This is a genomic window from Kitasatospora sp. NE20-6, assembly GCF_045862635.1.
On record NZ_BPRL01000037.1, the window covers coordinates 20,546 to 40,124 of the forward strand.

16 protein-coding genes and 1 riboswitch are annotated in these 19,579 nt (G+C 75.2%); of the genes, 8 read left to right on the plus strand and 8 right to left on the minus strand.

Translation table 11 applies throughout. The annotated features are described in order from the left end of the window. Positions 1-31 precede the first annotated feature (31 nt). The 5 genes from SNE206_RS23745 to SNE206_RS23765 all read left to right on the plus strand — a co-directional run bounded on the left by SNE206_RS23745 (position 32) and on the right by SNE206_RS23765 (position 5,112). The gene (locus SNE206_RS23745) at positions 32-694 is read left to right on the plus strand and encodes a TetR/AcrR family transcriptional regulator C-terminal domain-containing protein (RefSeq protein WP_407915513.1); all 663 of its coding nucleotides are present in this window, start codon (positions 32-34) and stop codon (positions 692-694) included. A 377-nt stretch (positions 695-1,071) separates the two neighbouring features. After that, complete coding sequence (locus SNE206_RS23750) at positions 1,072-2,430, plus strand: bifunctional o-acetylhomoserine/o-acetylserine sulfhydrylase (protein ID WP_407915514.1); 1,359 nt, start codon at positions 1,072-1,074, stop codon at positions 2,428-2,430. Further along, positions 2,427-3,575: a homoserine O-acetyltransferase gene (locus SNE206_RS23755; protein ID WP_407915614.1), complete on the plus strand. Its 1,149-nt coding sequence runs from the start codon at positions 2,427-2,429 to the stop codon at positions 3,573-3,575. Before SNE206_RS23750 ends, SNE206_RS23755 begins: the two co-directional genes overlap by 4 nt. Before the next feature lie 148 nt (positions 3,576-3,723). Next, positions 3,724-3,869, plus strand: a riboswitch (SAM riboswitch). A 36-nt stretch (positions 3,870-3,905) separates the two neighbouring features. After that, complete coding sequence (locus tag SNE206_RS23760) at positions 3,906-4,043, plus strand: hypothetical protein (RefSeq protein WP_407915515.1); 138 nt, start codon at positions 3,906-3,908, stop codon at positions 4,041-4,043. A gap of 127 nt (positions 4,044-4,170) precedes the next feature. Beyond that, positions 4,171-5,112 (plus strand): glutathione S-transferase C-terminal domain-containing protein, encoded by a 942-nt coding sequence (locus tag SNE206_RS23765; RefSeq protein ID WP_407915516.1) that lies wholly within the window; start codon positions 4,171-4,173, stop codon positions 5,110-5,112. A 39-nt stretch (positions 5,113-5,151) separates the two neighbouring features. Here the strand turns inward: SNE206_RS23765 and SNE206_RS23770 are convergent, their stop codons facing one another. The 6 genes from SNE206_RS23770 to SNE206_RS23795 all read right to left on the minus strand — a co-directional run bounded on the left by SNE206_RS23770 (position 5,152) and on the right by SNE206_RS23795 (position 12,141). After that, complete coding sequence (locus SNE206_RS23770; protein WP_407915517.1) at positions 5,152-6,111, minus strand: SDR family oxidoreductase; 960 nt, start codon at positions 6,109-6,111, stop codon at positions 5,152-5,154. A 70-nt stretch (positions 6,112-6,181) separates the two neighbouring features. After that, positions 6,182-7,273, minus strand: coding sequence for an LLM class flavin-dependent oxidoreductase (locus SNE206_RS23775; RefSeq protein ID WP_407915518.1), 1,092 nt, complete (start codon positions 7,271-7,273; stop codon positions 6,182-6,184). Next, complete coding sequence (locus SNE206_RS23780) at positions 7,270-8,643, minus strand: NtaA/DmoA family FMN-dependent monooxygenase (RefSeq protein WP_407915519.1); 1,374 nt, start codon at positions 8,641-8,643, stop codon at positions 7,270-7,272. The genes SNE206_RS23775 and SNE206_RS23780 overlap by 4 nt, the downstream gene beginning before the upstream one ends. 33 nt (positions 8,644-8,676) lie before the next feature. Beyond that, positions 8,677-9,906 (minus strand): LLM class flavin-dependent oxidoreductase, encoded by a 1,230-nt coding sequence (locus tag SNE206_RS23785; protein ID WP_407915520.1) that lies wholly within the window; start codon positions 9,904-9,906, stop codon positions 8,677-8,679. 177 nt (positions 9,907-10,083) lie between these two features. Beyond that, entirely contained in the window at positions 10,084-10,206 is a 123-nt protein-coding gene (locus tag SNE206_RS23790; RefSeq protein WP_407915521.1) for a putative leader peptide, read from the minus strand. Positions 10,207-10,443: 237 nt separating this feature from the next. Then, complete coding sequence (locus SNE206_RS23795; RefSeq protein ID WP_407915522.1) at positions 10,444-12,141, minus strand: ABC transporter family substrate-binding protein; 1,698 nt, start codon at positions 12,139-12,141, stop codon at positions 10,444-10,446. A gap of 364 nt (positions 12,142-12,505) precedes the next feature. Here SNE206_RS23795 and SNE206_RS23800 point away from each other — a divergent pair, with 364 nt between their 5' ends. The 3 genes from SNE206_RS23800 to SNE206_RS23810 are packed head-to-tail and all read left to right on the plus strand — an operon-like array spanning position 12,506 to position 16,499. Then, entirely contained in the window at positions 12,506-13,489 is a 984-nt protein-coding gene (locus tag SNE206_RS23800) for an ABC transporter permease (RefSeq protein WP_407915523.1), read from the plus strand. Further along, the gene (locus SNE206_RS23805) at positions 13,489-14,454 is read left to right on the plus strand and encodes an ABC transporter permease (RefSeq protein WP_407915524.1); all 966 of its coding nucleotides are present in this window, start codon (positions 13,489-13,491) and stop codon (positions 14,452-14,454) included. The genes SNE206_RS23800 and SNE206_RS23805 overlap by 1 nt, the downstream gene beginning before the upstream one ends. Continuing rightward, a complete protein-coding gene (locus SNE206_RS23810) occupies positions 14,451-16,499 on the plus strand; it encodes a dipeptide ABC transporter ATP-binding protein (protein WP_407915525.1) in 2,049 nt (682 codons plus the stop codon). The genes SNE206_RS23805 and SNE206_RS23810 overlap by 4 nt, the downstream gene beginning before the upstream one ends. Positions 16,500-16,645: 146 nt before the next feature. Here the strand turns inward: SNE206_RS23810 and SNE206_RS23815 are convergent, their stop codons facing one another. Beyond that, positions 16,646-16,765 (minus strand): ALQxL family class IV lanthipeptide, encoded by a 120-nt coding sequence (locus tag SNE206_RS23815; protein ID WP_405014900.1) that lies wholly within the window; start codon positions 16,763-16,765, stop codon positions 16,646-16,648. Beyond that, positions 16,762-19,563: a class IV lanthionine synthetase LanL gene (gene lanL / locus SNE206_RS23820; protein ID WP_407915526.1), complete on the minus strand. Its 2,802-nt coding sequence runs from the start codon at positions 19,561-19,563 to the stop codon at positions 16,762-16,764. The genes SNE206_RS23815 and lanL overlap by 4 nt, the downstream gene beginning before the upstream one ends. Between the last annotated feature and the right edge of the window lie 16 nt (positions 19,564-19,579).

The following is a 19,579-nucleotide window of genomic DNA, read 5'->3' on the forward strand; positions in this document are numbered from 1 at the left end:
GTATCAGCAACCTGTGCGCTACCGTGGGGATGTGACCGAAAGTGAACGGCCGACTGCCGGACGGGGCCGGATCGACAAGCGCAGCGCCATCCTCGAAGCCGCCGTCAAGGTGTTCACCCGCGAGGGCTACGCACAGGCCGGCATCGACGCCATCGCGGCGGCGGCAGGCGTGGCCAAACCCACGGTCTACAACCACTTCGGGGACAAGGAGAACCTGTTCCGCGTCGTGATGCGGGACGGCGCCGAGCGCACCTCCACCCGCATCGTCGCCGCCCTCGCGAGCCTCCCCGACGACGGCCAGGACCTCGCGGCCGAGCTGGAGCGGGTCGCCCACCGGGTCGTCGAGTGCCAACTCGGCGACGAGGGCTGGGGCCTGCAGCGACTGCTCTACGCCGAGGCGGCCCGGCTGCCCGACCTCTACGACCAGGTGGTGGCCCGGGGCTCCCGGCCGGTGCTGGACGTCCTCTGCGGCCGGCTCGCCGGCCTGGCCAACCGCGGCCACCTCGACCTCGACGACCCCGCGGTGGCGGCCACCCAGTTCATGGCCCTGGTCTCCGGCAACCTCCCGGGCCTGTCCGCGCTCGGCACGCGCCCGGTCGACCGCGCCGACCTCGACGCCGCCGTCCGCACCGGCGTGGACACCTTCCTGCGCGCCTACGGCACCGCCCGCCGCCGCCGGCCCCGCCGGGACTGACGGACCGGCACACCGCCCTCCCCGGGCCGGACCCGGAGCGGTGACATTCCGGAACGGTGCTGGTACTCCGGCGCGCGACTGTGGTTACCTGGCCCCATGACCGTTCTCGTGACCCGCCGACACGTGGACTACGTGCGCGTCACCAGCACGGCGTGTTCCGCGGCGCGCTGACGCCGCCCTCCGGACGAGCCGAAGCCGTGCGCCCGGTGCCATGACACCGGGCCGGCCCCGCAGGCCGTCCCCCGCCGTCGCGCGCCGCCCCGCCGCCGTCTCCCGCCCGCGCCGGACCGCGCAACCCGCCCGCCGTGCCCCCGGCACGCCGTACGGCACCCCTGTCCTCCGGCGCCAGGCGTTCACCCCCGCTCCCAGGGAGAACCATGAGCCAGCCGCTCGACTCCGTCACCGCAGGCCACACCCCCGAGCACGACCCGGGGGCCGGAACCCCGGCCTGGTCGTTCGAGACCAAGCAGATCCACGCGGGCGCCGTCCCGGACCCGACGACCGGTGCCCGCGCCGTGCCGATCTACCAGACCACCTCGTTCGTCTTCCGCGACACCCAGCACGCCGCCGACCTCTTCTCGCTGGCCGAGCCGGGCAACATCTACACCCGCATCCACAACCCCACCCAGGACGTCTTCGAACAGCGCGTCGCGGCGCTGGAGGGCGGGGTCGCCGCCGTCGCGCTGGCCTCGGGGCAGGCCGCGGAGACGCTCGCGATCCTGACGGTCGCCCGCGCCGGCGACCACATCGTCTCCAGCGCCTCGCTGTACGGCGGCACCTACAACCTCTTCCGGCACACCCTGCCGAAGTTCGGCATCGAGGTGTCCTTCGTCGACGACCCGGACGACCTCGACGCCTGGCGTGCGGCGATCCGGCCGCAGACCAAGGCGCTGTTCGCCGAGACCCTGGGCAACCCCCGCGGCAACGTCCTGGACGTCCGCGCCGTCGCCGACGTGGCCCACGCCGCCGGCGTGCCGCTCATCGTCGACAACACCGTGCCCACCCCGTACCTGCTCCGGCCGATCGAGCACGGTGCCGACGTCGTCGTCCACTCGGCGACGAAGTTCCTCGGGGGGCACGGCACCACGGTCGCCGGGGTGGTGGTCGACGGCGGCACCTTCGACTTCGGGGCCCACGCCGAGCGGTTCCCCGACTTCGACGAGCCCGACCCGAGCTACCACGGCCTCCGCTACTGGCCGGCCCTCGGCCCGGGCGCCTTCGCGGCCAAGCTGCGCGTGCAACTGCTGCGCGACCTGGGCCCGGCCCTCGCCCCGCACTCCGCCTTCCTGCTGCTGCAGGGCGTGGAGACGCTGTCGCTGCGCATCGACCGGCACTCGGCCAACGCCCGGGAACTTGCGGAGTGGCTGGAGCAGCGGGACGAGGTCGCCGCCGTCCACTACCCCGGCCTGCCGTCGAACCGGTGGTACGAGGCCGGCCGGCGCTACCTGCCGCGCGGGGCGGGGGCGGTGCTCGCGTTCGAGCTCCGCGACGGGGTCGAGGCGGGCCGGCGTTTCGTCGACGGGGTCGAACTGTTCAGCCACCTCGCGAACATCGGCGACGTCCGGAGCCTGATCATCCACCCGGCGTCCACCACCCACAGCCAGCTCGACGCGGAACAGCTGGCCGCCACCGGCGTCTCCCCGGGCCTCGTCCGCCTGTCGGTCGGCCTGGAGCACATCGCCGACCTCAAGGCGGACCTGGAGACGGGCTTCCGCGCCGCGAAGGGCGCCTCCTGACCGCCGCACCGCCGGCCACGGTCCCCCTCCCGCCGGCCACCGGGGCCTGGCAGGAGGGCGACCCGCCCGGCCGCAGGCAATGGCACGTACGGGAGCAGGCACTGCCCCTCGAAGCCGGCGGGGAACTGCCGGGCGCGCGGCTCGCGTACGAGACGTGGGGCCGGCTCGCACCGGACGCCTCCAACGCGGTGCTCGTCCTGCACGCCCTTACCGGTGACAGCCACGTCGTCGGCCCGAACGGCCCCGGACACCCGACACCCGGCTGGTGGGACGGCCTGATCGGCCCGGGGCGGGCCCTGGACACCGATCGCTGGTTCGTGGTCGCGCCCAACGTCCTGGGCGGCTGCCAGGGCAGCACCGGTCCCTCCTCCCGGCGGCCGGACGGCCGCCGCTGGGGCGGCTCCTTCCCGTTCCTGACCCAGCGCGACCAGGTGCGGCTGGAAGCCGGGCTGGCCGACGAACTGGGCATCGGCCACTGGGCCCTGGTGATCGGCGGCTCCATGGGGGGCATGCGCGCCCTGGAGTGGGCCGTCTCCCGTCCGGACCGCACACGGGCACTGCTCCTCCTCGCCTGCCCCGCGGCGGCGAGCGCCGAGCAGATCGCCTGGGCGGGCATCCAGCTGCGGGCCGTCCGCTCCGACCCGCACTGGACCGGCGGCGACTACCACGACCGCGGGCCCGGCCGCGGGCCGCACGCCGGGCTGGGCCTGGCACGCCGCCTCGCCCAGGTGACCTACCGGGCCGAGCCCGAGCTGCGCAGCCGCTTCGGCCGGACGGCACAGGGGGACGAGGACCCGTGGCGCGGCGGCCGGTACCAGGTGGAGTCGTACCTCGACCACCACGCGGCCAAGTTGGCGCGCAGGTTCGACGCCGCCAGCTACGTCGTGCTGACCGAGGCCATGAACAGCCACGACATCGGCCGCGGCCGGGGCGGGACGAGGGCCGCCCTGCGCCGGGCCACGGCCAGGACGCTGGTGGCAGGGGTCGACTCCGACCGGCTGTACCCGCTGGACCAGCAGCGGGAACTCGCCGCCGGCCTCCCCGGGGCGGACACGACCCGGGTGATCGAGTCCCCCTACGGCCACGACGGGTTCCTGATCGAGACGGAGCAGGTGGCCGCCCTGATCGGCGAACTGACCTCCTGACGGCCCGGTCGCGGCCCGTCCCGCGTCCGGGCCGGCCGTCGTCGCGCAGCGGACGGGCACGGCCCCGGCAGCGCGGCGCCGGACCCGTACGGGCCTACCGGCCAGTGTTCTTGACGGCCCAGCAGTGCTCCACCACACTGCTGGGGACGGTCACGACAGTCAGCGCCCCACCGTGCAGGACTCCTGCCCGGGCGGGTCATCGGCCCCGGCCCGCTGACGGGCAACCCTTCCACCGCGACGGGGTGCCCCGGGTGACGACCGGGCTCCGCCGACGCGGCGGGGCAAGCGCGGCCCCGCGTCCGGCGGGCCCCGACGATCGGACCGGTGGACATGGCCAGCAGCGACAGGCAGCGGGAGAACACCCGCCTGCCGCTGCGCCGCGCCGCCGGGCACCGGCCCTGCGTCCTCACCAGGCGCCTGCACATCGACCTGCTGCGCGTCTGCAGCGCCCGCGGCCCGGCCGCCTGATCCCGGCCATCGCGCGTCCGCCCGCACCGGGCCACGGAGCCGGTGCGGCCGGGGGCCGACGGGTGTCCTCCCGCCTGCCTCCGTGCCGGAACGGGCCGCCGTGGTTCCACCACTCCCAGGGAGAGCCATGCCCGAGTCGAACCTGCCCGCCCCCGCCCCGTCGGTGCCGTGCCTGCCGCAGCCCGTCCCGTCCGCGCTGCGGGCCGCGGCCACCGACCCCGCCTTCCGCAGCCGCATCGGCGTCCAGCGCGCCGGGGGCTTCTACCCCGCCCCGCACCGGTACCAGGTGTACCTCTGTCCGGACTGTCCGGACTCCCTGCGCGTCGCCATCACCCTCGACCTGCTCGACCTCGGGGCAGCGGTCACCACCACCGTCCTCACCCCCCGCACCGGCACCGACACCGGCACCGACACCGACACCGACACCGACACCGGCACCGACACCGGCACCGGCGCCCCCGCCGCCGACGGACCGCTGCGCCTGGCCTACGAGGCGACCCTGCACCACTACGACGGCCCGCTCACCGTGCCCGCGCTCTGCGACCGGTGGAGCGGACGCGTCGTCAGCAACCACACCCCCGACATCCTCCGCGACCTCGCCGAGCACCTGGCCGACCCGGCCCGGGACGACCTCCCCGACCTGCGCCCGGCCGCCCTGGCCGACGACATCGACGCCCTCCGCGCCCTCCTCGACGAGGCCCTGTCCGGCGACGCCCCGCCGGAGGCGCAGCACCGGGCGCTGGCCCTGCTCGACGGCCGGCTCGACGCGGCACCCTACGCCCTCGGCGGCCGGCCGACCGCCGCCGACGTGGACCTGTGGGTGGCCCTCGTCCGGCTGGGCGGCGGGCTCGGGCCCCGCCCGGACACCGGCGCGGCGGGCCTCCTGGACGGCTACGACCGGCTGCGGGCGTACGTCCGGCGGCTGCACCGCCTCCCCGCGTTCCAGGGGAACCTCGGCCCGGAGCGGCTCGCGTCCTTCCGGCGTGCGGCCGGACGCTGCGCCGACCCGGCGAGGCCGGCGGACCCCGTCGCCGCGCTCGCGCACACCCTGCGGATCGGCGCGGCCTGACCGTGCGCAGGCCGCGCGCCGGCCGGTCGCCGCGCGGCGTCAGCGGTAGTCGTCCGCCGGGCGGTCCTTCCCGCCGTACCTGACGTCCTCCAGGTACGCCCAGGCGTCAGGGCGGCTGCCGTCCACGTCCCGTACGCCGTAGACCCGGGCGAGCTCCCCGCTGGAGGTGGACCTGCCGTTCCAGCGGGCGGCCCGCCCGGGGTCGGCGGCGAGCGCGGCGACCGCGCGGGCGAGGTAGGCGGGCGACTCGGCGATGGCGAAGTCCGGCTCCCGGGCGACGGCGTCGCGCCAGTTGTCCTCGGTCACGCCGAACGCGGCGAGCATCTGCTCCGACCGCAGCCACCCCGGGGAGACGGCGACCGCCGTGCCGCCGTACTCCGCCAGCTCCTGGCCCAGGCCGAAGGCCATCCGGATCGGCGCGTTCTTGGCGAGGTCGTAGTAGAGGTTCTCGCGGTACCGCCGGTTGGAGACCGCCGTGCCGTCGGTGACCTCCACGTGCAGCGGGCCGTCCGAGCGGATCAGCAGCGGGAGGGCGAGCGCCGCGGTGATCACGTGCGACCGCACCCCGAGCTCCAGGATGCGCAGGCCGTCGGCGAGCGGCGTCTCCCAGCTCTTCTTGCCGAAGACGGAGCCGGCGAGCAGGTGCTCGCCGCCCCAGAGGTCGTTGACGAGGATGTCGAGCCGCCCCTGCTCGCGGTCGATCCGCCCGACGAGGGCCCGCACCTGGTCCTCGTCCAGGTGGTCGGTGGGCACCGCGACACCGGTGCCCCCGGCCGCCGTGACCAGCTCCGCGGTCTCCTCGACGGTCTCCGTGGCCCGGCCGACCTCGCTGACCCGGTCGCGCGTGGTGCGACCGGTGACGTAGACCGTGGCGCCGGAGCGGCCGAGCTCGACGGCGAGGGCCCGTCCGGCGCCGCGGGTGGCCCCGGCGACGAGGGCGATCCGCCCGGCGAGCGGGCCTTCCGGGCCGGCGGGCGGGCTGTCCGTGTTCGTGTTCATGGCACCAGGGTGCACGCCGGGAGTGACGGTCCGGGGCAGGATCCGGGTCACGCTCCGGCGCGGCGGGCGCTCACGGTGCGGCGGCCGGCTCGGCGGCCGGTACGGGCACCGCCGGGCTGCCCCAGCCCCACGGCGGGTCGGGGATCCCGTGCCGCAGGGCGGGGGCGATCGCCGACTGGAAGAGTTCGAGGCTGTCGCGGTGCCGGGTCTCGGTGAGCCCCCCGGCGTCCGCGTGCAGGTGCAGCACGCTGTGCCCGAGCTGCTCGTGGTAGCGGTGCACCTTGTCGATCACCTGCTGCGGGCTGCCGATCAGCGCGGAGCTGCGCTCCACGAAGTCCTCCAGGGTGGTGAACACCGGTTCCAGGCCCATCCGGTGCTGGAGGGCGAGCTGCCCCTCGAAGACCGGCCGGTAGACGGCGAGCGCCTGCTGCGAGGTCGGGGCGGCGTAGTAGCCCGCGGTGCCCGCACCGACCGTGGCCAGGGCGGGGTCGTGCCCGTGCTGCTCCCACCGCTCCCGGTAGTGGCGCACGAGCGCGGCGTACGGGCCGATGCCGTGGGTGACGTTGGCGGAGAACAGCGGGTCGCCGTACCGCGCCGCGAGGTCGACCGACGCGCGGCTGGTGGCACTGCCGTGCCAGACCCGGACGGGCTGCTGCAGCGGGCGCGGCCACACCTCGGCCCCGGTCAGCGCGGGCCGGAACCTCGGGGTGGCCGTGACGCGGTCGTTCCGCCAGATCCGGCGGAACAGCTCGTACGACTCGGCGTTGCGGTCCCACTGGTCCTCGGGGGTGACGTGGAACAGGTCGCGCTGCGCGGTGCCGTTGCCCTTGCCGATGATCAGCTCCAGCCGGCCGTCCGACAGGTGGTCGAGCGTGGCGTAGTCCTCGTAGGCGCGCACCGGGTCGAGCAGGCTGAGGGTGGTGACCGCGGTGAAGAGGCGGATGCGCCGGGTGAGGGCGGCGATGTGGCTGAGCACCACCGGCGGTGAGGAGGAGATGAAGGGGCGTTCGTGGCGTTCGCCGACCCCGAAGCCGTCGAAGCCGAGCTCCTCGGCGAGGAGCGCGTTGCCGACGACCTCGCGGAAGCGGTCGCGGGTCGACGGCCGGACGCCGGTGACCGGGTCGGGGGCGTGCACGATCAGGGTGATGGCGATGAACTTCACGGTGCCACTCCCGCCCCCGCCGCCGTGCCGGGCGCGTCCAGCCCGAGGTGGTCGCGGAGCGTGGTGCCCTCGTACTCGGTGCGGAACACGCCGCGCTCCTGCAGCAGCGGCACGACGGTGTCGGCGAACTCGTCGAGCCCGCCGGGCGTCAGGTGCGGCACGAGGATGAAGCCGTCGCTCGCGTCGGTCTGCACGGACTCGTCGATCGCGGCGGCGACCTGCGCGGGGGTGCCGACGAACGACTGGCGCCCGGTCACCTCGATGACGAGCTCGCGGATGGACAGGCCCTTGGCCTCGGCGAGCTCCCGCCACTGCCGGGCGACGGCCACCGGGTCGCGGTGCATGCGCACGCTCGCGCGGCCGCGGGCGACGGTGTGCTCACCGACGAGCGGGTCGTCGGCCGGGAGCGGACCGTCGGGGTCGTACGAGCTGAGGTCGCGGTTCCACAGCTGTTCGAGGAGCCGGACGGCCGTCTGCCCGCTGACCTGCTGACGCCGGATCACCGCGGCCTTCTCCCGCGCCTCGGCGTCGGTGTCGCCGAGGACGAAGGTGGCGGCGGGCAGGACCTTCAGGCTGTCGGGGGAGCGGCCGTACCGGGCCAGCCGTCCCTTGACGTCCGCGTAGAACGCCCGGCCGGCCTCCGGGGTGCCGTGGCCGGTGAAGATGGCGTCCGCGGAGGACGCGGCGAACTCCCGGCCCTCCTCGGAGTCGCCGGCCTGGAAGATCACCGGCCGGCCCTGCGGGCTGCGCGGCACGTCGAAGCGGCCGCTGATGCCGAACTCGCCGACGTGGTGGTCGAACCGTCCGGCGTCGGCGTCCCGGAGGAACACCCCGGCCTCCTTGTCCGCGGCGATCTCGTCGCCCCGCCAGGAGTCGAACAGCTCCCAGGCCGCGGTGAGGAACTGCCGGGCCCGCAGGTAGCGGTCCTTCTCGGCGAGGAAGCCGCCCCGCCGGAAGTTCTCCCCGGTGAACTCGTCCCAGGAGGTGACGACGTTCCAGGCGGCCCGGCCCGCCGACAGGTGGTCGAGGGAGGCGAACTGCCGTGCCACCTCGTACGGTTCGTTGAAGGTGGAGTTGATCGTGCCGGCCAGCCCGAGCCGGTCCGTGACGGCCGCGAGGGCGGCCAGCACGGTGAGGGTGTCGGGGCGGCCGACGACGTCAAGGTCGTAGATCGCGCCGTTCTGCTCACGCAGGCGCAGCCCCTCGGCGAGGAAGAGGAAGTCGAACCGGGCGCGTTCGGCGGTCCGCGCCATGTGCACGAAGGAGTCGAAGGCGATCTGGCTGCCGGAGGCGGGATCGCTCCAGACGGTGGTGTTGTTCACGCCCGGGAAGTGCGCGGCGAGATGGATCTGCTTGACGGGCTTGCTCATGCGGCGGCGTCCCCACGGTCTCTCGGCGGATGGTCAGACGGTTCCGGCTGCGGCCCCGGCGGCGGTGGCGTACCGGTTCGCCGGGCGGGGCAGGCCGAGCAGTCCCCGCAGGGTGCCGGCCTCGTACGAGGTGCGGAACACGCCGCGGCGCTGCAGCTCCGGGACGAGGCCGCGGGTGATCCGCTCCAGGTCGTGCGGCAGTGCGGCGGGCCGCAGCCGGAAGCCGGTCAGCCCGGCCCGCTGCCAGTCCTGCAGCAGGTCGGCCAGGCCGGCGGGCGTGCCGGTGAAGACGTGCGCGTCGCTCGTGTACGCGGCGCCGGCCCGCTCGTCCAGGCGGGCCCTGCGGTCGGCGGCGGCCTGCGCGGTGTCGTCGAGGAACACCACGAGGTCGCCGAAGACGTGCACGGTGTCGCCGGTGCGGCCCGCGGCGGCCTGCTCCTCCCGGACCGCGGCGACCTGCGCGCGCGCCCCGGCGGCGTCGTGGGGGGTGACGAAGCCGAGGTCGGCCGAGCGGGCGACCAGCCGGTACGGCACCGTGTCGTGCGCGAGGGCGGTGACGAGCGGCTGGCCCTGCGGCGGCCGCGGCGTGATCGACGGGCCCTTGACGCTGAACCGGGCGCCCTCGAAGTCGATGTGGTGCAGCTTGTCGCGGTCGACGAACCGGCCGGTGGCGACGTCCCGGATCTCCGCGTCGTCCTCCCAGCTGTCCCAGAGCCGCCGCAGCACCTCGACGTAGTCGCCGGCCTCGTCGAACAGGTCGGTGACCAGGGCATGCACGGCGGGGTCGCCCAGGTCGTCGAAGCGGAGGCCGGGCGCCGGGCGGCGGCCGAAGTGCGCCGTCTCGTCGGCACGGGCCGACACCTTCACCCGCACCCCGGCCCGGCCGCCGCTCACGTGGTCGAGGGTGGCGACGGCCTTCGAGAGGTGGAACGGCTCGGTGTGCGTGACGACCGCGGTCGGCACCAGGCCGATGTGCCGGGTCAGCGGGGCCACCCGGGCGGCGACCAGCACGGCGTCCAGCCGCCCCCGCACCTGGTCGGTGCGCCCGTCCGGTCCGGCGGGGTCGGACGACTGCAGGGCGAGCGCGTCCTCCAGGGTGACGAAGTCCAGCAGGCCCCGCTCGGCCTCGGTGACCAGGCCGGCCCAGTAGCCGGCCGTGAGCAGGTCGGACGGGCGGGCGTCCGGCTCCCGCCAGGCCGCGGGGTGCCAGCCGGCGCCGTCGAGGGCGACGGCCAGGTGGAGGGGCGTGCGCGAGGGGGACATGGGCCTGTCGCTTCCTGTCGGAGTGGCAGCCCTGCCCGCGCGGAGGTGCGGCGGGGCGTGCCGGAGGGATCGGCGGCGGGTGGGGCGGCGCGCACTGCGGCGTCGGCGGGGGTGCGGATGCCCGGGCAGGGCGGTGCCGGGGCGGAAGGGACCGTGATGCCGCGCGGAGGCGCTGCCTCAGCGCGGACAGAGGGCGCTGGCGACGCGCTGCAGGTCGATGTGGCGCCGCGCGTACGCGCCGGTCGCGCCGTGGAGGGGCGTGCGGGTGCCGTCCGTGGACGGTCCGGCTGCTCGCTGCACGTCCGTCACCTCCACCTCGTCACCCGGTGCGTCCCGCCGCGCGGGGGTTGCCGGTGCGCAGGCCGGACACCGGCCCGGGGCGCACCACCTGTGTGCACGCTATCCCCGGACCGGTGTCCGCACAATCCCCACCCCGGCGCTCCCGGCCCGGCCCCGCGGTCACCGGCCTTCGCGTGCAGCGGAGTTGTACCGCCCGGCCGTGCCGGTAACCGCCCGGCCGTGCCGGTACCGCCCGGCCTACTTCTCCCAGCCGACCGAGGTGATGACGGTGTCCGCGAGGCTGCCCGCGCCGAAGTTGGCGAGGCCCCTGCGGACGGCGACGATGCTGGGGCGCTGGTAGAGCTCGACGGTGTGGGCGAGTTCCCAGATCTTCACGTCGGCCTGGTTGTAGAGCTCGGCGGCCGCGGCGGGGTCGAGGGTGGCGGCGGCCTTGCGCAGCAGGGTGTCGATCTCGGGCGTGCTGAGCTTGGAGTAGTTGCCGAAGACGTTGTCGCCCTGGGGCGCGCGGTAGATGGGCACGGTCTTCGAGAGGGGGAAGGAGCCGGTGTTGCGCCAGCTCGCGAGGTCGAAGCGGCCCTCGTTGATGTACTTGGAGAAGTACTCCTTGCTCGGCACCCGGTCGACGGTGAGCTTCACGCCGACCTGCTGCAGCATGCTCCGGACGGCGGCGGCGAGGTCGGCCTGGGCCTGGGTGGAGCCGTCGCTCATCACGTAGTGGAGCTCCAGGGGCGTGCCGTCCTTGCTGCGGGTGCCGCCGGTGTCCTTCCAGCCGGCGGTGTCGAGCAACTGCTTGGCGGCGGACGGGTCGTAGGTGACCCAGTCGCCGGCGTTGGCCCGGTAGCCGTTCTGGTTGGTCATGAAGAGGTGGTTGTCGAGGGGCTTGAACTCGACGGGCACGCCCTGGTTGACGATCTTGATGAGCGAGGCCCGGTCGAGGGCCTTGCCGAGTGCCTGGCGGACCGTCCGGTCGGCGAGGGCGCCGTTGCCGCCGAAGGAGATGTGCACCTCGTCCCAGGGGGTGCCGGTGCGGATCGCGGCGTCCTTGGAGTCCTTCAGCTGCCCGTAGGCGGTGGCGGTGCCGGCGGAGGCGTAGTCGACCTCGTTGTTGAGGAACGCCTGGGTGATGGCGGCGGAGTCCAGCACCCGGTAGGTGATCCGGTCGAGCTTGGGCTTCGGCCCCCACCAGGCGGGGTTCGGCACCAGGGTGATGGTCTGGGCGGTCTTGTCCGCGGTGCCGATCGTGAACGGGCCGCCGACGATCGGGACCTTCTCGATCCACCCCTCGTTGAAGGCCTGCGGGGTGGCGATGCCCGCTGCCGGGAGCAGCGGGTTGAAGAGGCTCTGCCAGTCGGCGTACGGCTCGGTGAACGTCACCCTGACCTCGGTGGGGTCGGCGCCCTGCTCGACGGCGGAGATCTGCTCGTAGCCGGAGGAGTCGGAGAGGTTGTAGGCCGGGTCCTTGCCGTTGGAGGCCTGCCAGACGGCCTTGAAGTCCTGGTAGCCGAGGGCCTTGCCGTCCGACCACTTCGCCTTGGGGTTGAGCCGGTAGGTCACGACCTGCGGGGAGGTCGAGGTGACCTTCGCGGACTCCAGGTACTCGGGCACCGCCTGGTAGACGCCCTTGGCGTCGGAGCGGAAGAGCTTCGCCTCGACGTAGCCCATGATCTCGACGGCGTCGCCGTAGGTGCCGTCGACCTGGTACGGGTTCCACTGGGTGATCCACTGCTGGAGCGGCTCGCGCAGCTCGCCGCCGTCCTTGATCCGGTCCAGGGGCTGCGGGTTGTTGTCCTCGGCGTCCCGGGTGGGTGTGACGGTCTTCGCCACGTCGTCCGCCGTGCCGCCGGAGGTGCCGGAGCAGGCGGTGGCGGCCAGGACCACCGCGACGGCGGCGGCCGCGGTGCGGCCGACTCTGCGGGTGGCGAGCGTTGCGTCCATCGGGAGTTCCTCGGGGGTCTCGAAGAGCGGACGGCCGCCAGGTGTGGCGGCACTTGAACGTGGGCAGCCAAGTCGGTGCCGACGGGCAGAACGTAACAGCGGATCAGGTCGGCGACCAGGGGGCGATGTTCAGAACTGATCGAAACGAAACAGGACGAAATGCGGCCGCAACATCCCGTCCGTATCCGTCTGATCGACTGTGACCTGCGTGTTCGCCGACCCCGGACGAACCGCCTCGCACCGCGACCCGGCACGGACGACCCCACCGTGCCGCCGGACCGTGCGCGAACCTGCTGCAAACACCCCTTGAGCGAAGGCGAACGACCATGTCCACCAGGTGCACGAACCGCCCGGGCGGTGCCCTGTGACCCGCTATCTGGCGAAGCGACTGGGCTACTACGCCGTCCTCCTGGCCGCCGCGGTCTTCCTCGCCTACGCGCTCTCCTGCGCCGCACTCGGCCCGCGGGCCTACTTCGAGGCCAAGCAGCCCCGCCCGTCCGCCGCCGCCGTCGACCGGCAGCTCACCGCGCTCAACATCAACGACCGCACCCCGGTCGTGCGGCGCTTCGCCACCTGGGCCGACGGGCTGCTGCTCCACGCCGACCTCGGCCGCACCATCCACAACACCTCCGTCAACGAGGAGTTCGGCCGCCGCATCGGCGTCTCGCTGCGGCTGCTGCTCGTCGGCAGCCTGCTCGGCATGGTGCTCGGCGTCGCGGGCGGCGCCTGGAGCGCCGTCCGGCAGTACCGGTTCTCCGACCGGGCGCTGACGGTCTTCTCCTTCGTGCTGCTCTCCACCCCGGTCTTCCTCGTCGCCCTGTTCCTCAAGAACGGCGCGATCGCCGCCAAGGACGCGGCCGGTCACGAGGTCGTCCCGTTCACCGGCTACGAGACGCCGAACCTCGCCGGCGGCCCCGTCACCCACCTCGGCGACTGGGCCCTCCACCTGCTGCTGCCCACCCTCTCGCTGGCGCTCGGCGGCCTCGCCACCTACAGCCGCTACCAGCGCTCCACCATGCTCGACGTGCTGGGATCCGACTTCCTGCGCACCGCGGAGGCCAAGGGCCTCACCCGCGGCCGCGCCCTCGTCCGGCACGGCCTGCGGACGGCGGTCATCCCGATGTCGACGATGTTCGCGTACAGCTTCCTCGGCATCTTCACCGGCGCCGCCTTCACCGAGACCATCTTCGGCTGGCACGGCATGGGGGAGTGGTTCATCCAGGCCGTCAACGAGCAGGACATCAACGCCGTCGTCGCCGTCAACCTCTTCGCCGCCGTCGTCGTCCTGGGCGCCGGCTTCCTCGCCGACGCGCTCAACGCCGCGCTCGACCCCCGGGTGAGGTACTGATGACCACCACCGTGCTCCCCGGCGCCGCTCCCGCCCCGGTCGACGGCACCGCCCCCGCCGGCCGGCTGCGGCTCGTCCTGGGCCGCCTCGCCGCCGCCCGCGGGGTGCTCACCGGCGCCGCGATCCTGCTGCTGCTCTTCCTGCTGGCCTTCCTCGGCCCCCACCTGACCCCGTGGGACTACGCCACGCCCAACTACGCGGCGATCCGGCAGCCCCCCTCCGCCGACCACTGGTTCGGCACCAACGGCATCGGCCAGGACGTCTTCGCGCAGACCGTCCGCGGGCTGCAGAAGTCGCTGGTCATCGGCCTGCTGGTGGCACTGCTCTCCACCGTGCTGGCCTCCCTCGCCGGCGCCTGCGCCGGCTACTTCGGCGGCTGGACGGACCGGGTGCTGATGTTCCTGGTCGACCTCATGCTGATCTTCCCCGGCTTCCTCGTCATCGCGATCGTCTCGCCCCGGCTCCGCGGCACCGGCTGGCTCGCGTTCGTCCTGCTGCTCGCGCTGTTCAACTGGATGATCACCGCCCGGGTGATCCGCTCGATGACGCTGTCCCTCCGGGAACGCGAGTTCGTCCGGGCCGCCGAGTTCATGGGCGTCCGGCCGTTCCGCATCATCCTGCGGCACATCCTGCCGAACGTCTCCTCCTTCCTCATCATCGACGCCACCATCACCGTCGGCGGCGCGGTCATGAGCGAGGCCGCGCTCTCCTACTTCGGCTTCGGCGTCCGCGCCCCGGACGTCTCCCTCGGCACCCTGCTCGCCGCCGGCACCGGCGACGCGCCCGTCTTCCCCTGGCTGTTCTACTTCGCCGCGGCCCTGCTCGTGCTGTTCGTCCTCGCCGTCAACCTCGTCGGCGACGGGCTGCGCGACGCCCTCGACCCCACCGCCGACGCCGCCCGCCCCGCCCGACGCCTCCGGGCCGCCCGCCCCTCGTCCCGCCGACCGCGCCGGAGCACCCCGTGACCCCCGCCCTGCTCGACGTCCAGGACCTCACGGTCGACTTCGGCCCCCTGCCCGCCGTCCGCGGCGTCGACCTGCAGCTGCGCCGCGGCGAGACGCTCGGCATCGTCGGCGAGTCCGGCTCCGGCAAGTCCGTCACCGCCCTCGCCGTGCTCGGCCTGCTGCCCGGCACCGCCCGCGTCGGCGGCTCCGTCCGCCTGGAGGGCCGCGAACTCCTCGGGCTGCCCAACCGGGAACTCGCCCGGATCCGCGGCCGCAAGGTCGCCATGGTCTTCCAGGACCCGCTCTCCGCGTTCACCCCCGTGCACCGGATCGGCGACCAGATCGCCGAGGCCGTCCGCATCCACCAGCCCGTCGACCGGGCCACCGCCCGCCGCCGCGCCGCCGACCTCCTCGACCTCGTCGGCATCCCCGAGCCCGGCAAGGCCCTCGACAGCTTCCCGCACGAGTTCTCCGGCGGCATGCGGCAGCGCGCCATGATCGCGATGGCCGTCGCCAACGGCCCCGACATCCTCCTCGCCGACGAACCCACCACCGCCCTCGACGTCACCATCCAGGCGCAGGTGCTCGACGTGCTGCGCACCGCCCGCCGCGAGACCGGCGCCGCCCTCGTGCTCGTCAGCCACGACCTCGGCGTCATCGCCGGCATGGCCGACCGGGTCGTCGTCATGTACGCCGGGCGGGTCGTCGAGACCGCGCCCGTGGACGCCCTGTTCGCGAACCCGCGGCACCCCTACACCCTCGGCCTGATCGGCGCCGTACCCCGGCCGGACGGCCGCGGCGGACCGCTCGTGCCGATCCCCGGCCGACCGCCCGCCCCCGGCGAGAGCGGGCCGGGCTGCCCGTTCGCCCCGCGCTGCCCGCTCGTCGAGGACCGCTGCCGCACCGCCGAACCCCCGCTCGCCGGAACGGCCGGCACCGCCGACCACGCGGCCGCCTGCGTCCGTGCCGAGGAACTGGCCGTACGCGCCCCGGCCCCCGGCGACGTCTACCCGGTGCCCGGACCACCCGCCCCCGGCCCGGCCGTACCGCGCGCCGAGCGCGAACAGGTGCTCGCCGTCAGCGGCCTGACGAAGACCTTCCCCCGGCTCAGGGGCGTCGTCTTCAAACGCACGGTCGGCGAGGTGTACGCGGTCGACGGCGTCGACCTCGACATCCGGCGCGGCGAGACCCTCGGCCTCGTCGGCGAGTCCGGCTCCGGCAAGTCCACCACCCTCTACGAGATCCTGCGCCTGGCCCGCCCCGAGGGGGGCCGGATCGAACTCCTCGGCCACGACACCGCCGCGCTCGACCGCGCCGCCCGGCACCGGCTGCGCGCCCGGCTGCAGATCGTCTTCCAGGACCCGGTGGCCGGTCTCGACCCGCGGATGCCGATCGGCGACGTCATCGCCGAACCGCTCCGCGCGCAGCACGCCCCGCGTGAGCGGATCGCCCGGCGCATCCCCGAACTCCTGCGCCAGGTCGGTCTGGACCCGGAGCACGCCGACCGCTACCCGCACCAGTTCTCCGGCGGCCAGCGGCAGCGGATCTCCATCGCCCGGGCGCTCGCCGTCCGGCCCGAACTGCTCGTGCTGGACGAACCGGTGTCCGCCCTCGACGTCTCCGTCCAGGCGGGCGTCCTCAACCTCCTGCAGCAGCTGAAGGCCGAACTCGGCCTCGCCTACCTCTTCGTCTCGCACGACCTCTCGGTCGTCCGCCACCTCGCCGACCGGGTCGGCGTGATGTACCTCGGACGCACCGTCGAGACGGGCACGGTGACCGAGGTCTTCGAACGGCCCCGCCACCCGTACACCCGGGCGCTGCTCTCCGCCGTTCCCCTGCCCGACCCGGTCGCGGAACGCGCCCGGACCCGGGTGCTGCTGGCCGGTGACCCGCCGTCGCCGACCGTCCGCCAGGAGGGCTGCCGCTTCCGCGCCCGCTGCCCCGTCCACGCGGTGCTCGACACCGCCCGCCGCACCCGCTGCGAGCGCGAGAGCCCGCAGCCCGTCGAGGCCGCGCCCGGTGTCGACCACGTCGCGGCCTGCCATTACCCGCACGGGGCGCCGTAGGACACGTGGGCCGGCCGGCCGCCCCCCCCCCGGCCGGGCGGGGGGCCGCCCGGGCCGCCCCGGGGGCGCGGGTGGACGGGGGGGCCGGCGGGCCGCCGCCCCGGGGCCGGGGCGGCGGCCGGCCGGGCCGTCCACGGGCGGGCGGACTACTGCTCGGCCCAGTCGGCCCAGTCGCTGGACCAGCAGCTGATGATGGGGCAGATCCAGCCGTCGTCCACCTGCACGTCGAGCTCCAGCTGCTGGAGCGCGTTCACGTCGGTCGTCATGTCGAACACCTCCCCTCTGCGGAGTCGGGGGCTCCCTCGTGGGGGAGCCACGGTCGTGCCCCGCCGTGCCGCAGCCTCACCATCAGGCCGAGCAGCCCTGCCAGGCCGGTGTTGTAGGCCGCGCTGACACCGGTCAGGGTCTCGTCGGGGGCAAGCACGAGGTCCTCGTGGAGGACGTGCCGCGCGTGCACAGCGGCGACCAGCCCGTGCGCCCGGCGGCGGTGGTGCGGATCGTCGAGGGCGTCGGCGAGGTCGAGCAGGAACTGCGCGTCCCCCGCGAGGCCGTGGCAGGCGGCCGGTGAACTGCGGTGCCGTCCCCGGTGGACGGCGACCGCGGCCGCCTCCGCGGCCTCCCGGTGGCGCGTGTCGTCGGTGGCCTGCCAGAGGCGGACGAGGAAGGTGCCGATCCCGGACGCACCGCTGCACCAGTGCGGCGCGTGGGTGGGCGCCCCGGCGCGGCGGTCGTCCGCGGCCCACCCCGCCGCGCCGTCCTGCGGGCGGGCCGCGGTCAGCAGCGTCTCGCCGGCCTGCTGCGCGGCCGCCACGAAGTCGTCGCGCCCGGCGGCCAGTCCGGCCAGCAGGAGGAAGGTGCCGACCCCGGCGACCCCGTGGCCGAAGCCGTAGTGGGCGATGCCGGCGAGGTCCGAGTCGAAGCCCCGCGGTACGGGCCAGACCGTGCCCGCGCGCCCCGGGGCGGCGGCGGCCAGCAGGTGCTCGGCGGCGGTGACCGCGCGCGCCAGGAAGCCGGGATCGCCGGTGGTGCGCCAGAAGTGCAGCTGGGTGAGGCCGGCGCCGGCCGCGCCGTGGAGGACGTCCGGGTTGGGCCACCGCACCGGAACGGCGCGGGCGAGCCGGACGGCGTGTCCGGCCAGGGCGTCGTCGTCGAGCAGCCGGGCGGCGTCGAGCAGGGCCCACGCGGTGCCGGAGCGGCCGAAGTACAGGCCCGGGAGGTGCGGTCCGGGCCCTTCCGTGCGGGCGGCGATCCAGCGGGCGGCCCCGGCGATGCCGGCGTGCAGCCGCGGGTCGGGGCGGTGCCGGCCGGCGGCGGTGAGCGCGCCGAGCACCCCGGCGGCGCCGTGCTGCACGTTCAGCGGGTCGGTCCGCTCGCCGGACGGCCCGGCGGGCCAGAGCCGTTGCGGGTCGTGCGGGGTCATGGTGTCCAGGAGCCAGGTGAGGCCGTCGTCGAGCATCCGGTCACCGGCGGTGCCGTCCGCCGGGGCAGGTGCGGGGACGGAGGCGGAGGCGGGGGCGGCGTCCGGCCGCGGCCGGGCGAGGTGGGCCCGCAGCCGGTCGGGGCCCGGGCGTGCGGCGGGGTCCTCGGCCATCATGGCCAGCACCGTCCGCCGGTGGGCCCGGGCCCCGGGCCCGTCCGCGAGGACGGAACCGACGAGCAGGGCGAGGCGTTCGTCGTGCCGCCGGCGTACGGGCCGGTCCGGGGCGAGCACGGGGTCGGCCCCGGTCAGCACGTGGAGGAACACCGCTCCGAGGCTGAAGCAGTCCGCCTCCGGACCGGGCGCCCGGCCGCCGTCGGCCGTCTCCGGCGCGGAGTACCCGGGCGTGCGGACCCGCCGTACCGGGCTGCCCGGCTCGGCGACGGCCTCCGGATCGATCAGCCGCACCTCGTCGTCGGGCGTCACCATGATGTTGTCCGGCGAGAGGTCGCGCAGCACCAGGCCCAGCCCGTGCACCTGCGCGACGATGCGCGCCAGTTCGCGGACGGGGCCCGTCGGCGGCGTGCGGCCTGCGTCGAGGTGGTCGGCCGTCCAGCGCCGCAGGGTCCGGCCGGGCACGCGCTCCTGCACCAGGTAGTGGTTGCCGCCCTGGGTGAGGAGTCCGTGCACCTCGGGGGCGATCCCCAGCCCGGCGAGGCGCGCGTACACCGCTGCCTCGTGGCGCAGCAGGTCGGTCGCGTCGGTGCCGGAGAGGGTCGCCCCGACATGGCTGCGGGCCTCCTTCACCACGACGTCCCGCCCGGTGGCGCGGTCCGTGGCGAGGTAGACCCCGCCGCGGTAGGAGTGGCGGAGCGCCGACCGGACCTCGTAGCGGTCGCCGAGGAGGACGGCCGCGGGCCGGCCGGGCGCCGGTGACGGCCCGGGTGCGGGGTCCGGGAGGGGCGGGACGGCCCAGGCGGGCGGCGCGAAGTGCGCCGGCCTGCGGTCGCGCACGAGCCCGCCCGCCGGGGTGCGGAGCATCGGTTCGACCGTGCCGTCGACGGTGAGCCGGTCGGTGCCGCGGAAGACCCCGTAGCGGTAGTGCACGAGGCTGCCCGGGCGGTAGGGGCGGTCGGAGAGGATGCCCGGGCCCGGCAGGCCGGCGGTCGCCCGGTGGAGCGCCTCGGCGAGCCGCCGGAACTGCTCGTCGTCCGCCGGGTAGACGGTGACGAACTTGCCCCCGCTGCCCCGCTCCTGGTCGATCGCCACGAGGTCGGTCAGCAGGCGGGGCGTCCGGGCGAACTTGAACGGCACCCGCTCGCCGGCCAGCACGGCGGCGACGCGGGACAGCACGGCCGGCGCCGAGAGCGGCGTGGCCGAGACGTGGAGCTTCCAGCCCTGCTCGCGGAGGACCGCGGCGGGCGGGGCGGCGAACCACCAGAGCGGCGAAGGGGCGAGCGTCCAGCCGCGGGTGCCGGGGCCGCGCAGCGCGGTGCGGACGAGGTCCGCGTAGAGCGCCGTGTCCCCGGCCCGGTGGGCAGCGGGGGATGCGGCGGGTGCCGGTGCCAGGGCTGCTCCTTCGGGCGTCGGGTCCGGGGTCACGGCGGTGCTCGTCACGGCGGTGCTCGTCACGGCGGTGCCGGTCACGGCGGTGCGGGTGGCG